General features: G+C 70.4%; 13 protein-coding genes. 6 read left to right on the forward strand and 7 right to left on the reverse strand.

Features of this window, described 5'->3' with window-relative positions:
- Positions 1-23 precede the first annotated feature (23 nt).
- The 4 genes from fabF to VKZ50_07620 are packed head-to-tail and all read right to left on the reverse strand — an operon-like array spanning position 24 to position 3,677.
- Positions 24-1,262 (reverse strand): beta-ketoacyl-ACP synthase II, encoded by a 1,239-nt coding sequence (fabF, locus tag VKZ50_07605; protein ID HLJ59581.1) that lies wholly within the window; start codon positions 1,260-1,262, stop codon positions 24-26.
- Entirely contained in the window at positions 1,259-1,747 is a 489-nt protein-coding gene (locus VKZ50_07610) for an SRPBCC family protein (protein ID HLJ59582.1), read from the reverse strand. Before VKZ50_07610 ends, fabF begins: the two co-directional genes overlap by 4 nt.
- Positions 1,747-2,958 (reverse strand): FAD-dependent oxidoreductase, encoded by a 1,212-nt coding sequence (locus tag VKZ50_07615; protein HLJ59583.1) that lies wholly within the window; start codon positions 2,956-2,958, stop codon positions 1,747-1,749. Before VKZ50_07615 ends, VKZ50_07610 begins: the two co-directional genes overlap by 1 nt.
- Positions 2,955-3,677, reverse strand: coding sequence for a methyltransferase domain-containing protein (locus tag VKZ50_07620; GenBank protein HLJ59584.1), 723 nt, complete (start codon positions 3,675-3,677; stop codon positions 2,955-2,957). The genes VKZ50_07615 and VKZ50_07620 overlap by 4 nt, the downstream gene beginning before the upstream one ends.
- 37 nt (positions 3,678-3,714) lie before the next feature.
- Between VKZ50_07620 and VKZ50_07625 the strand changes: the two genes are divergently transcribed.
- From VKZ50_07625 to VKZ50_07640, 4 genes are all read left to right on the forward strand, one after another.
- Positions 3,715-4,506: an HAD-IA family hydrolase gene (locus tag VKZ50_07625; protein HLJ59585.1), complete on the forward strand. Its 792-nt coding sequence runs from the start codon at positions 3,715-3,717 to the stop codon at positions 4,504-4,506.
- The gene (locus VKZ50_07630; GenBank protein ID HLJ59586.1) at positions 4,503-5,444 is read left to right on the forward strand and encodes a cobalamin-binding protein; all 942 of its coding nucleotides are present in this window, start codon (positions 4,503-4,505) and stop codon (positions 5,442-5,444) included. Before VKZ50_07625 ends, VKZ50_07630 begins: the two co-directional genes overlap by 4 nt.
- Positions 5,445-5,559: 115 nt before the next feature.
- Entirely contained in the window at positions 5,560-6,492 is a 933-nt protein-coding gene (locus VKZ50_07635; protein ID HLJ59587.1) for a proline dehydrogenase family protein, read from the forward strand.
- A gap of 105 nt (positions 6,493-6,597) precedes the next feature.
- On the forward strand, positions 6,598-7,707 hold the full coding sequence (locus tag VKZ50_07640; protein HLJ59588.1) for an AI-2E family transporter: 1,110 nt from the start codon (positions 6,598-6,600) through the stop codon (positions 7,705-7,707).
- Between the two features lie 26 nt (positions 7,708-7,733).
- Here the strand turns inward: VKZ50_07640 and VKZ50_07645 are convergent, their stop codons facing one another.
- A complete protein-coding gene (locus VKZ50_07645; protein HLJ59589.1) occupies positions 7,734-8,129 on the reverse strand; it encodes a hypothetical protein in 396 nt (131 codons plus the stop codon).
- 72 nt (positions 8,130-8,201) lie between these two features.
- Positions 8,202-8,513 carry an iron-sulfur cluster assembly protein gene (locus VKZ50_07650; GenBank protein HLJ59590.1) on the reverse strand — a complete coding sequence of 104 codons (312 nt, stop codon included), beginning with the start codon at positions 8,511-8,513 and terminating at the stop codon, positions 8,202-8,204.
- 68 nt (positions 8,514-8,581) lie between these two features.
- Between VKZ50_07650 and VKZ50_07655 the strand changes: the two genes are divergently transcribed.
- Together VKZ50_07655 and VKZ50_07660 are read left to right on the forward strand one after the other, a co-directional pair.
- A complete protein-coding gene (locus VKZ50_07655) occupies positions 8,582-11,659 on the forward strand; it encodes a UPF0182 family protein (protein HLJ59591.1) in 3,078 nt (1,025 codons plus the stop codon).
- 13 nt (positions 11,660-11,672) lie between these two features.
- Complete coding sequence (locus VKZ50_07660; protein HLJ59592.1) at positions 11,673-12,281, forward strand: TMEM175 family protein; 609 nt, start codon at positions 11,673-11,675, stop codon at positions 12,279-12,281.
- Positions 12,282-12,344: 63 nt separating this feature from the next.
- Here the strand turns inward: VKZ50_07660 and VKZ50_07665 are convergent, their stop codons facing one another.
- A complete protein-coding gene (locus VKZ50_07665) occupies positions 12,345-12,941 on the reverse strand; it encodes a molybdenum cofactor guanylyltransferase (protein ID HLJ59593.1) in 597 nt (198 codons plus the stop codon).
- Positions 12,942-13,445: the final 504 nt, after the last annotated feature.

Consider the following 13,445-nt stretch of genomic DNA (forward strand, 5'->3'; position numbering starts at 1 on the left):
CTGCGGACCGCCCGCATGCAGGCTCAGCCCGCCCGTCCGAACACCAGGCTCGCGTTGATCCCGCCGAACCCGAAGGAATTGCTGAGCACATAGCGCGGCGACGCCTCGCGGCCCCTCCCCGCCACGTAGTCCAGGTCGCACGCCGGATCGGCGTCTTCCAGGTTCAGCGTCGGGGGGATGTACCCGTGTCGCAGCGCGAGCATGCAGATCGCCGCCTCGATGGCGCCGGTGGCGCCGAGGGCGTGGCCGTGCATCGGCTTCGTGCCGCTGACCGGGATGTCGTGCGCGCGGTCACCGAACACCTGCTTGATCGCCAGCGTTTCGGCGCTGTCGTTGAGCGGCGTACTGCTCGCGTGGGCGTTGACGTAGTCGACCTGATCGGGCGTGAGGTCCGCTTCCGCGAGCGCGTCGCGCATCGCCCGGGCCGCCTGGGCGCCAGACGGCAACGGCGCGGTCATGTGGTGGGCGTCGTTCGAGTTCCCGTACCCGACGACGGTTCCATATGCCGGCGCGCCGCGCCGGCGCGCGTGCTCGCGTTCTTCCAGGACCAGCAGCGCCGCGCCCTCGGCCATCACGAAGCCGTCCCTGCCACGATCGAACGGTCGGCACGCCCGCGCCGGCTCGGCGTTGCGCGTGGACATCGCGCGGATCAGGTCGAACGCCCCGAAGACGAGAGGCGCCAGCGGCACCTCGACGCCTCCGGCGATCATCACGTCGGCGTACCCGTCGCGCACCGCGCGGAACGCGTTGCCGATTGCGATCGTTCCGCTCGCGCAGCTGTCCGAGTTGGCGCTGCTCGGCCCTCGCAGGTCGTGCTCGATCGCGATGTTGCACGACGCGGCGCCGCAGAACACCGCCAACGCGAGCGTCGGCTTAATGCGGCGGATCCCCTGCGACAGGAACGTCGCGTGCTGCTCCTCCGCGAACGCGCCTCCGCCGAGCGCGGAACCGACGAAGCACCCGATTGCGTCGTGGTTCTCGTCGGTGAGGTCGAGGCCCGCGTCGTCGAAGGCCATGCGTGCGCACGCGACCGCGAACTGCGCGTAGCGATCCAGCCGGCGCAGGCGCCTGGCGTCCATGTAGGCGGCCGGATCGAACTCCCGCACCTCACCGGCGATCTGGCAGTTGAACGGCGCGGCGTCGAACCGGGTGATGCGGTCGATCGCGGACCGTTCCCGGCGCAGCCCGTCGTAGAGACCGGCGGCGCGGAGCCCTATGGGCGTGACCGCACCGACTCCCGTCACCACAACCTGGCGTCTCATGCGTCCCCTCCTTCGACGAGTGCCTTGATTCGTGCCAGCGTTCGCCCGGCGATGGGCTCGACGAACACTGGACCGATGATCCACCGCGCCACGGCACCTCCGATGAGCGGCCACCGCAGGGTGAGTTCGTGCACGATCGTGACGTGCACGTCGCCCGCCGCGCCCGGCTCGAGGCGCCACTCGACCTCCATGCCGCGGGTGACGCCCCGCAGATGCGTGTAGCGGATCCGGCGTTCCGCCGGCAGCCGCACCTGCCGCGCCCACCACCACACCGGCAGCCGGCCGCGTCGCGCCTTCATTTCAATGGTGCGCTCAGGACCGTGCGTGTCGAGGATGCGGACGCTGCGATAGTGCGGCAGCCACTCGGGCCAGTGTTCCACGCAGGCCGCGTACTCGAAGATCGCGTCCACGCGGCCGTGGATGCGGATCGTAGTCTCCGTGTGCATCGCCACCGGCCGCCGCCGGGCGCGTGCCTGCGCCGCCATCACAACACCCCGAGCGCCTGCGCGAGGAATCTGGCGCGGAGCACAGATCCCGGCGCGGCGAAGTTCCCGATCGCCCCGATCAGGGCGGCCCCGAGCTCCGGCCGCGCGGCCAGGCGCCGGAGGGTGCGGCTCGCGACCCCGGGGCGGAATGCGAGCGCCTGCAAGACCCGGGAGATCGCGAAGACTCCCCAAAGTTCCCGTCGCCGGTCTCGTTCGTACGTGCCGAGGCTCCCCAGTCGAGGTCCGGTCCGGTCCAGCGCGCGCAGCGCGGTGGCCGCGGCCAGTTCCGCGCCCCGCAGGGCCAGATACACACCCTGACCCGTGAGCGGGTCGATGTACGCCGCGGCGTCACCCACAAGCATGATCCCGTCGGCGACGCAGCGGCGGCGCCAGTAGGCGAGCGGTCCCGTCGCGGCCACGGCATCGACCCGCCGCGCCCGCGCCAGACGGTCCGAGAGCGCCGGGAAACCCCGCAGCGATGCCCAGTACCCTGCCTCGACCGCGCCTCGCCACGCGCGCAGCTCCGTGCGCCCGAGGGCGAGTGTGACGTTGGCGAGGCCGCCCGGCAGGTAGACGACGCCACAGTACCGTTCGCGCCGCAGGTGGATCTCGCCCACATCCCCGCCGCCGCCGTCCTCCAGCGGCAGCACCCCCTCCAGGTATGTGCCGACCGTGTACCGCCCGCGGCGCGGCGGGCCGCCGAGGCCGGTCGCGCGCGCCACCAGGGAGCGAAGCCCGTCCGCGCCCACGACCAGCGCGGCCGTATGCGTCTCGGTGGCCCCGGTGCCGCGATGCGCGACCGTCACCCGCGTCCTCCCGCCGTCTCGCTCGATCGCCACCGCGCTCACGCGCTGGTGCACGCGCACCCCGGTGTTTGCCGCGTGAGCGAGAAGGAGCTGATCGAGCGCCCGACGCGGCAGCGCCCATCCCGCGCGTCCCCCGAACCGCAGGGTCACCGCGGTGCCTTCGGGTGCTACGATGTGCATCCCGAGCACAGGCCGTGCGCCCGCGCCCGCCACCGCGTCGCGCACGCCGAGACGTTCAAGCGCCGCGGCGCAGCCGGCATTCAGGAAGTCGCCACACGGCTTCCGGCGGGGAAACGTCTCGCGTTCGAACAGCGTCACCCGGCAGCCCCGCCGGGCCAGCGCCGCGGCGGTCGCGCTGCCCGCCGGGCCGCCTCCGACGACGATGACGTCGGCCGTCAGCGTCATTCGAGGCGCGTCAGCGAGACGCGAAACAGCGGCAGCGTGGAGACGCGCAGGCCCGGTACGCCCGACGCCTGGACCAGCTGGCGATACTCCCCCACGGAGCGCGCCCGGCGGACGGAGAGCGGTCCGTCATGACGGATCAGGGCGCTGCGGCTCAACCGCGTCATCAGCCACACGGCCGTGTGGCCGGCGCGCCCGCGCACGAGATCCACGGCGAGAAACCCGATGCGCGCGAGCCGGTGCAGTTCCCGGAGGAGGATCGCGCTGTCGTCATCGCTCATGTGGTGGAGCGCGAGCGTGCAGACGCCGACGTCGAAGCTGCCGGCGGCGAACGGGAGCGCGCGTGCGTCCGCCAGCACGACGCTGATATCGGGGTGGCGTGCGGTGGCCTCCCGTGCCAGGCGCACGATCGTGGGGTGGCGGTCGACCGCGACGACGCGCACGTCGACACCGCGCCGGGCGGCCCAGCGCGCCGTGGCAGCCGGGACGTCGCCACCGCCCGTCGCGACGTCGAGCACGCGGAGCGGAGCGGTTGCGTGCGCGCGGTGGGCGCGCCAGACCGGCAGCGCGCGGTCGAGGTAGGCCCGGACGAACGCATGCGCCCCGAAGCTCCGGTTGATCCGGGCGAGATCCCGCAGCGCCTGGCGGAGCTCGTGTTCTCCGCAGGCCGGGTCGTCCATCAGTTCCTGCGCGGGCAGGCGCGCGTCGGTCCGCATCGGCATCTTAGTATAACTTGTCCCCTGCAACGCGCCGGTAACGGTGCCGCACCAAGTCTTGACGCCCCCGCCACCCATCCGCGCCGCATGCCGGCGGCTGCTCGCGCGGCCCCGGCCGCGATTTGCTATCCTGAACGTGATGCCGCCACGCGCCGTGCTGTTCGACTTCGATGGCCTGATCGTCGACACCGAGATGCCGGAATATCTCGCCTGGCAAGCGCTGTACGCGCGCCACGGGCTTACCTTTCCGATGGCGTCGTGGCTCAAGAACGTCGGCCGCAACGACCGGCCGTTCGATCCGTTCGGGCCGTTTCGCGGCGACGACCCCGCATCCGTCGACGCGGTGCAGGCGGAGTGGCGCGCGCTGTACGACTCGATCGAGCCCTCGTACATGGTCCCGCTGCCGGGCGTCGTGCCGCTGCTCCGCCGCCTCCGGGAGCGCGGGTGGCGGCTCGCGATCGGGTCGTCGTCCCGGCACGCCCGGGTCGCCTCGATGGTGGAACGGCTCGGCCTTGCGGGCCAGTTTGGCGCGATTGCGGGAGGGGACGAGGTTCCGCTCGCGAAGCCCGCCCCAGACGTCTATCTGCTGGCCGCGCGCCGGCTGGAGGTGCCACCGGACGTGTGCACGGTGCTCGAGGACAGCGAGAACGGCGTTCGCGCCGCGAAGGCCGCCGGCATGCGATGCATCGCCGTGCCGTCGGCGTTGACGCGCTCGCTCGACTTCTCCGCCGCGGATGCGGTGCTCGACGGTCTGGAGCACGTCACGTTCGAGGTGCTCGTTGCGCCCGAAGACGGGAGCGGATACACAGGGCCGTCGAGCGGTGGGCGGAGGTGAGGATCGCCACGCTCCTGCCGAGCGCCACGGAGATCGTCTGCGCCCTGGGGGTCGCCGGCGATATCGTGGCCGTGACGCACGAGTGCGACTATCCTCCGGAGATCCGCGGCCGGCCGGTCGCGGTGCGGCCGCTGATCGACGCCGCCGCGTCCAGTCGGGAGATCGACGCGCAGGTCACGGGTGCGCTCTCGCGTGGAGAGCCGCTGTACCGGATCGACCTGGACGTGCTCGCCGCCGCGCGGCCCGACCTGCTGATCACGCAGGATCTCTGCGACGTCTGCGCGCTGCCGAGCCTCGACGTAGAGGCGGTGGCGGCGCGCCTGCCCGGGTCGCCACGCGTGGTGCGGCTCCATCCCCACACGCTGGATGACGTCCTCGGGAACATTCTGGCGGTCGGGGAGGCCGCCCGGCGCGGGGAGGCCGCCCGGCAGATGGTGGGGCGTCTCCGGGATCGGATCGCCGCGGTGGAGCGTGCCGTACGTGATCGTCCGCGACCGCGCGTGTTCTGCATGGAGTGGCTCGATCCGCCGTTCTGCGGGGGCCACTGGATGCCCGAGATCGTGGAGCGCGCCGGGGGGCATGAGGTGCTGGGCCGACACGGACGCCCCTCGTTTCGGGTGGAGTGGGATGAGATCGCGCGCGCCGCGCCGGACGTGGTGGTGCTCACGGTGTGCGGGTTCGACGTGGCGCGCACGATCCGCGAACTCGGCGCGATCGCCGGGCGGCCGGAGTGGCGCGCGCTCCCCGCGGTCGTCTCCGGCCAGGTGTACGCAACCGACGCCAGCAGCTTCTTCAGCCGCTCGGGGCCGCGTGTCGTGGATGGGATGGAGATCCTCGCGGCAATCCTCCACCCCGACGCCGAGGCCTCGACGGCACCGCCCGGCGCCTGGGTCCGGGTGACGGGCGAGCTGGTGGGCCCGGCGGTGTCCGGCGGCTAACCAGGTCCGGGCGCTCTCCGCCGAGCGCGCCTCGTCAGTTGTTGGTGTGATCGCCGGTCCGTCCGGGTGGCCGAGCGCCTTCGGCACCCGACCGTCACAGGAGAAGGAGGTAGGCGTGGACCTGTCCGTGAACGCGGTGATGCGCCGCGGTATCCTGAGGCTTTCGACGCACCGCGGCGCGGCCGCGTGGATGCGCCGGTACGGCATGCGGTTGGGCGCGGCGCGGTTCGTGGCCGGGGAGACGCTCGACGAGTGCGTCGCCGTCCTCCGGCGGCTCACCGATCTCGGGTTCGAAACCAACACGACCTTGCTCGGGGAAAGCGTCGGCGACGCCGCGGCCGCGACCGCGATCGCAAACGAGTACCTGGGAGTGCTGGACCGTCTTGCGCATGAGCGCCTCCCCACGCGACTCGCCGTGAAGCTGACGCACCTGGGGTTGAACGTCGGCGAGGAGCTGGCCTACGCCAACGTTGCCCGCCTCGTCGAACGGGCCGCGGCGCACGGGCAGTTCGTCCGAATGGACATGGAAGAGTCGGCGCGCGTGGATCCCACCCTGCGCATCTATCGACGGCTCCTCGCCGCCGGGCACGCCAACGTCGGCACGGTGCTGCAGGCGTACCTGTACCGGACGGAGCGCGACCTCGAGGCGCTACTCCCGCTCCGTCCAAATCTACGGCTGGTGAAGGGAGCCTACCTCGAGCCGCCGGACGTGGCGTTTCCCAAAAAGGTGGACGTCGACCGCAACTTGGTGAGCCTGATCACGCGGTCGCTCCGGGAAGGCGGGTACACTGCGATCGCGACCCACGACGACCACGTCATCGACCAGGCGCTGGTGTTCGTCCGCGAGCAGCAGATCCCTCGCGAGCGCTATGAACTGCAGATGCTGTACGGGGTGCGTCCGCAGTTGCAGCGTGATCTGCGGGCGCGCGGCGAGCGCGTGATGGTCGCGACGCCGTTTGGCGCGGAGTGGTATCCGTACTTCATGCGGAGGCTGGCCGAGCGCCCGGCGAACGTGCTGTTCTTCGTCCGTAATCTGTTGCGCCGGTAGTCCCGCGGTGCCCCCGTGTCCCGTTCGTCCCGCTGCGGCAGGGCGGACCGTGGTACGATAGGAACAGTATCGGACAGGACGGACGGCGGGGAGGGGCGGAGCGTCGTGGAACGTCCGGCGTTGAGCCCGATCGAGCGGTGGCTCCGCATGACGATGGGACTGGTCGTCGTTGCGGCGTCCGCCTACCTCCTGTTTCGCCTCCGCTTCGTCCTGGTGACGGTGGCCATCGCGGCGATGCTGGCGTACGCGCTTCTGCCGCTCGTCGATTGGGTGGCGCGCGTCCACATCGCCGGTCGCCCCGCGCCGCGCGTCCTGGCCGCCCTGTTCGTGTTCGTCGTCGTGGGTGTGGTGCTGACCGGCGTGTTCCGTGTGGCGGCCCGACCCGTGGCGGTCGAGTCCAGCCGGTTCGTCCAAAATGCGCAGCAGTACCGAGACCAGGTGTCGGCGTTCCTCACTAATACTCGCGCGACCGTCCGCCGCGGCCTCCCGCCGCCGGCCCAAGTGAGATTCGATCAGGCCATCGATCAGGCCGGAACCCTGGCGGTCACCGCGGCGGGGCGGATGCTGCAGGCGGCGACACGGTGGCTCACGCACCTGGTTGAGCTCGTGTTGATCCCGATCCTCGCCTTTTACTTTCTCGTCGATCTGCCGTCCCTCAGCCGTGAACTGCTCGGATTTCTGCCGGTGCCGTGGCGCAGCGTGACCCTGCGCGCCGGCCGGCACGCGGACCGTATCGTCGCTGGGTACGTGCGCGGGCAGATTCTCTTGATGCTGATCTCCGGGATCGTCGTATGGGCCGGACTCACTGTCCTCGGCGCGCCCTTTCCGCTGCTGCTCGGCATCGTCGCCGGCCTGACGCGTGCGATTCCGATCGTCGGGCCGGTCTTGGGTGCGATCCCGATCGTCGGGGTGACCCTGCTGCACTCGCCCAACACAGCCGTGGCGGTGTTGACCTTCTTCATCGTGCTGCAACTTGTCGAATCGAAGTTCATCCTCCCGCAAGTCATCGGACACGAACTCCGGCTCCATGCCGCGACGATCCTATTGGCCCTGCTGATCGGGAACGCCCTGTTCGGACTCATGGGGATGTTCCTGGCACCGCCGGCCGCGGCGTTCGTGAAGAGCCTCCGCGAGATGGCCGACGAGGGCGAGATCGGACCGGGCGGCCTGGGCGGAAAGATCGAAGCCACGCCGGTCGCGGCGGGGCGTACGTAGGGGGGACGGCCGTCCCAGGCGCGGACCTACCGTTCGTGCCGCGGGCGCTGGACCAGCGTGTTCAGCAACGCCGGAAGCCCTGCGCTGACGGCGCCGTTCGTGACGACGAGGTCGCATCCGGCCTCGCGCGCCGCCGCCTGCCGCGCGACGTCGCGGTGGCCGCAGAACCCCAGCAGGGGGATCGCGCGCGTGTCGGCGGCAGTCTTCGCGCCGCGGACCGCTGCGGCCGCGTCGAACCGGTGTGCGGCGAGATTGACGATCCCGGCCGCGGGTCCCTCCGCGAGCTCGCGCCGGAAGGCATCGAGCGTGCGCACCACGACCGGCACGTATCCGATGGACGTCAGAACGGCGGAAATCCGGGCCGAAAAGAAGAGGTCGTCGTCCGCCACCACGACGGTGAGCTGGGGCTGCGCATCCTCCATCACGGGACCGGCCGCGCGCCGGGGCCGCGGCGGCTCACGCCGGCCGGACCGGATCGACCGAGGAGCGCGGTCTCAGACGGCGAACCCCATGGCCTGGAGCTGCAGTCGACCGTCATCGCTGAGACGCTCGGGAGACCACGGCGGAGTCCACACCATGTCCACCTTGCAGTCCTCGATGTCCTCGAGAGTGAGCATCTTGGACTGGATGTCCGCGATCAATTGGGGGCCCATCGCGCAGCCCATCGCCGTGAGCGTCATCTTGATGTCCACGACGCCTTCAACGATCGTGATGTCGTAGATGAGCCCGAGATCCCAGATGTTCACCGGGATCTCCGGGTCGTAGCAGGTTTTCAAGACGTCGATGACCTGATCGCGCGTGATCATGGCACCATCCTCGTCAGTATTGTACCATAGACGCTGATCCGCAAACTCGACGGTGGGGAGGCCAGCCGATGACGATTCGCCGCGTGCTGCTCGTCGTGCTGGTTGGCCTGCTCGTGGCCATGCCCGCGCTCGCCCGCTGGTACACCGAGTGGCTGTGGTTCGGCGAGGTCGGGTACCGGGTGGTGTTCTGGACGCCGATTGTCTCCCGCGTGGCCATTGCGCTGATGGCCGGCCTCAGCGTCTTTCTCATCCTCTACGTCAACCTGCGTTTGCTGCTGCGGCTGCGTCCGGTGCCGCGGGTGATCGAGCTGCGGGCCGCGGGCGGCCGTGCGTACCGGCAGATCGTGACCCGGCTGCACCCGGGACGCGTCACCGCGCTCGGCGCGGCGGCGGTGGGCGTGGTTGCGGGCGTGGTCGCCTCCCAGTCGTGGCTCGCGTTCCAGGTGCTCATCCACCAGGTCCCGTTCGGCGTGCGGGATCCCGTACTGGGCATGGACGTCGCATTCTACGTGTTCACGCTGCCGGTGCTCCAGATGATCTACGCGTGGTTGTTCGGCTGGCTGCTGGTGGCGCTGGTCGTTGTCGCGATCGGATACTACCTCGACCTCGCTCCGCTGGCGATGCGAGGGGTCTGGGCGGTGCCGAAGGGGGTCCGCGGCCACCTCAGCGTGTTGCTGGGGCTGCTCGCGCTGCTCCAGGCCGGAGGGTTCTGGCTTCAGACCTACGGACTCCTCCTGGCGCAGCGCGGCGTGGTGTTCGGCGCGGGCTACACCGATGTGCACGCGACGCTGCCGGCGCTGCGCCTGCTGTCGGTGCTCTCGGCCGTGGTCGGCGTCCTGCTGCTCCTGTCCTCCCGGATGCGCACCTTCCGGCCCGCGGTGGTCGCGCTGGTGGTGCTCGCGGCCGCCTGGCTCGTCGGCGTCCAGTTCTACCCAGGCTTCGTCCAGCAGTTCAACGTTGCCCCCAACGAGCTGCGCCGCGAGACGCCGTACATTCAGAGCAGCATCGACGCCACGCTGCGGGCCTACGGCCTCGACAAGGCGCAGGAGAAGCAGTTCCCGGCGTCGGCGAACCTCGAGCCGGCCGCGGTGATCGCGAACCAGTCCGTTCTGGATAACGTGCGGCTCTGGGACGACCGCCCGCTGCTGCGCACGTATTCGCAGTTGCAGAGCCTGCGGCTGTACTACACGTTCACGAGCGTCGGCATCGATCGGTACCGCGTCGGCGGACGCGAGCAGCAGGTGATGCTCGCCGCGCGTGAGATGGACATCTCGCGGGTGCCGTCCGATGCGCGCACCTGGGTCAACGATCACCTGGTGTTTACGCACGGCTACGGGTTGGTCATGAACCCCGTCAACCGCATCTCCGCCGAGGGGCTGCCCGAATTCTACATCAAGGACATCCCGCCCCAGAGCGTCATCGGCCAGCGTGTCACGCGTCCGGAGCTGTACTACGGCCTCCTCGCGACGCCGTACGTCGTCGTGCACACGCGGACGAAGGAGCTCGACTATCCCCAGGGCGACCGGAACGCGTACGCGAGCTACGCCGGCAGCGGCGGCGTGCCGATCGGCGGGCCGCTCAGCCGCCTGGGGTTTACCTACCGGTTCGGCGCCCTGCCGCTCTCCCTGAGCGCGGACATCACGCCGGACAGTCGGATCATGTTCCATCGCGCGGTGCCGGAGCGCGTCGCGCACATCGCGCCGTTTCTGACGTTTGACCACGATCCGTACCTGGTGCTCGCGGGCGGGCGCTTGTTCTGGATCGTCGACGGCTATACGACCAGCGCCGCCTATCCGTACTCGCAGTCGGCGGGCGAGATCAACTACATTCGGAACTCGGTCAAGGCGGTCGTGGACGCCTACGACGGCACGACCCGCTTTTACGTGGCCGACCCAACGGATCCAATCATCCAAACCTACGCGCGTGTCTTCCCCGGTGTGTTTGTACCGCTGTCCACGATGCCGCGCACCCTGCTTGCGCATCTGCGGTACCCGGTGGACCTGTTCACGGTGCAGGCGCAGATCTTCGCCACGTTTCACATGCGGGATCCGCAGGTGTTCTACAATCGTGAGGATCTGTGGGCGGTGCCGAACGAGCTGTTTGCCGGCGCGGCGCAGCCGCTGACGCCGTACTACGTGAACTTGAAGCTCGATCGGTCCTCGGGCGACGAGTTCACGCTGATCCTGCCGTTTACGCCGTCCGGGAAGGACAACATGGTCGCCTGGATGGCGGCGCGGAGCGACCCGCCCAACTACGGCCACCTGCTCATCTACCGGTTCCCGAAGGACCGGACGGTGTTCGGTCCCATGCAGATCGAGGCGCGCGTCGACCAGGACCCGACGATCAGCAGCCAGCTGACGTTGTGGAATCAGCAGGGGTCGCAGGTGATTCGCGGCAACCTCCTCGTCGTTCCCATCGCGAACGCCCTGCTGTACATCGAGCCGCTGTACCTGCAGGCTTCGGGGAGCGCCCTGCCCGAGCTGAAGCGGGTCATCGTGGCCTATGGCACTCGGATCGCCATGGAGTCGACGCTCGACGAGGCGCTCGCGAGAATTTTCGGGGTCCCATCGGAGGAGTCGGCGTCCGCGGCGCCGCCGTCGGGCCCGTTGGGGTCCGGGCCGCCCGTCGGGGCAGCGGGCTCGAACGGCGCCGCCAGCGCCGCCCCCTCGACTGCGGGCGCGGCTGCCCGTCCCGCCGCGCCATCGGCGCCGGGGGCCGCCGCCGGTGCGGCCGCCCATCCCGGCGGGACACCGTCCCAAGGCGCCGCCTCCAGCGCAGCCACGCCTCCCGCCACGACACCGTCTCTGCCGGCCGCTCCCAGCGCGGCCACCCCTCCCGTCGCGACCCCGCCGCAGGGCGCCGTCTCCAGCGCGGCCACGCCGTCCGGCGGCGCCTCGAAGCGGGGGCCGACCGGTGGTCCGTCCGGGGTGGGGTCGCCCCGGGTCGCCGCCCCGGCTGCACCCTCCGGAGGAGCTTCCCAGCGCATCTTCACGGAGCGTGTCGCGGCACTCGTGGCGCAGGCCAACGTCCACTATGCACGAGCGCAGGAGGCGCTGCGCGCAGGGGACTATCCGACATACGGGCGTGAGATCGGAGCCTTGGGGCGCGTGCTCGACGAGCTCAGGCAGGTGACGGGCGCGCCGTAGCGCGGAGGCGGGCATGCGCGATCCGTATCCGGGTTCCGTCGTGCAGGACCGCGAGCGCGGCGGGGCGGCGGATACCGGCGAGGGGGACACCGGGCGCATCGAGCCGTTCAGCGACGGCGTGTTCGCGATCGCGATCACGCTGCTCGTGCTCGAGTTGCACGTCCCGCAGCGTGCTGCGGGCGTGCCGCTCGCAGCTGCCCGCGCCGGTCAGTGGCCGTCTTATCTGGCGTTTCTGACCAGTTTCGCCACGATCGGCATCATGTGGATCAACCACCACCGGATGTTCTTGGTGATCCAGCGGTCCGATCACACCCCGCTCGTGTTGAACGGGCTGCTGCTGCTGGCGATCACGGCCGTCCCGTTCCCGACCGGGTTGGTCGCAGCCTACCTCCCGGATCGGGACGCGCGGACCGCGGTGATGGTGTACTGTGGCACGTTCACCGCGATCGCGGTGTTCTTCAATGGTTTGTGGCGGTACGCGTCGTCTGGCCACCGGTTGTTGGATCCGAGCATCGACCGACGTGCTGCGTCGGCGATCACCCGGGCGTACGCGTTCGGCCCGCCGCTCTACTTCGCGCGTTTTGCCTCTCGGTGGTGTCCGTCGCCGCAGCCCTTGCGCTGACGGTTGCGCTCGCCACATTCTTCGCGCTCCCTCCGCGTCGCGACCCGACGGGCTAGTCGGCGATCACGGCGAGCGGAGCCGGACGAGCGCGGCGGCGTACTCCGCGGGGGTGTTGATGTTCTCGAACGACGCGAGGGTGGGGTCGAGGCGCCGGAGTTCGTCTTCCTCGACCGCCCGCACGCGCACTTCGTCGAAAAACCCAGTGGTGGGGCCCTGCCGCGCGACGCAGCGGCGCATCGCCGCGAGGCACGCCGGCGTATACACCGCGTGCAGTGGTTCGTAGCCCCGGCTGTGGCGCGGAATGACCACGTCCGCGTCGTCCGCGAGCGCCGCCAGGTAACGGATCAGCGCCGGGTTGAGAAACGGCATATCGCAGGCGCAGACGAACGCCGGGCCGTTCGCGTGAAGCACCCCAGTGTAGACGCCGGCCAGGGGATGCCCGGAGGGGAGCGCATCTCCCGCCGTCCGGAACCCCGCGTCCGCGAGATGCGCAAAGCCTTCCGGCGCGTTCGTCACCACGAGGAGCGGATCGAGCGCCGCCTCGCGGAGACGGCCGGCGATCACCTCCACGAGTACCCGTCCGTCTACCGGGAGCAAGGCCTTGTCGCGGCCCATCCGGCGGCTCTGTCCGCCGGCGAGGATCACGCCGGAGATCGTCACGGCCCGAGTATACCATCGTGGTCCGCCCGCGCGCCCCGGGGCGGCGCGGGACGGTAGACGAGCCAGGCAACACGCACGGTGTCGTGAGGGAACCGCGATCGGTGAGGCCGGCCGGTACGACGGTCTTTCGCGAGCAGGTCGCGTGGTTCATCGACCGGCGGCGCGCGCGATCGGAGGACAGGATGGGACGGCCGGGGCCGCCGTTCTCATCCAGCTCGGCACCGAGGCATCCGAGTTGCACCGGCAGTGGCGGCTGTGCCCAATCTCGTGCTCCACGAGGAACGCGAGGCGTACTGTGAGATCGCGCACGCGGGGGCGTTCCGTCCCGCGCCCGTAGGAGCGGGGCCGTTACTGCACCGTTACCTCAGTTGGCCAGCGGGCTGTCCGGCACATGGCCCGGCCGCGAAGGCACGGCGCACGGAGAGGGGCCCGACGCCCGCGCAACGAACTTGGAATACCTTGCGGATTGCGTTCATGCCGTTGAACGGGGGAGGTCATGTCAAA

Source organism: bacterium (assembly GCA_035295165.1).
Classification (GTDB): domain Bacteria; phylum Sysuimicrobiota; class Sysuimicrobiia; order Sysuimicrobiales; family Segetimicrobiaceae; genus JAJPIA01.

Bases quoted from the DNA above. Each gene is read 5' to 3' on its own strand.
- fabF (HLJ59581.1), bottom strand. From the start codon at position 1,262: ATGAGACGCCAGGTTGTGGTGACGGGAGTCGGTGCGGTCACGCCCATA.
- VKZ50_07645 (HLJ59589.1), bottom strand. From the start codon at position 8,129: ATGGAGGATGCGCAGCCCCAGCTCACCGTCGTGGTGGCGGACGACGAC.
- VKZ50_07610 (HLJ59582.1), bottom strand. From the start codon at position 1,747: ATGGCGGCGCAGGCACGCGCCCGGCGGCGGCCGGTGGCGATGCACACG.
- VKZ50_07660 (HLJ59592.1), top strand. From the start codon at position 11,673: ATGCGCGATCCGTATCCGGGTTCCGTCGTGCAGGACCGCGAGCGCGGC.
- VKZ50_07650 (HLJ59590.1), bottom strand. From the start codon at position 8,513: ATGATCACGCGCGATCAGGTCATCGACGTCTTGAAAACCTGCTACGAC.
- VKZ50_07615 (HLJ59583.1), bottom strand. From the start codon at position 2,958: ATGACGCTGACGGCCGACGTCATCGTCGTCGGAGGCGGCCCGGCGGGC.
- VKZ50_07620 (HLJ59584.1), bottom strand. From the start codon at position 3,677: ATGCCGATGCGGACCGACGCGCGCCTGCCCGCGCAGGAACTGATGGAC.
- VKZ50_07655 (HLJ59591.1), top strand. From the start codon at position 8,582: ATGACGATTCGCCGCGTGCTGCTCGTCGTGCTGGTTGGCCTGCTCGTG.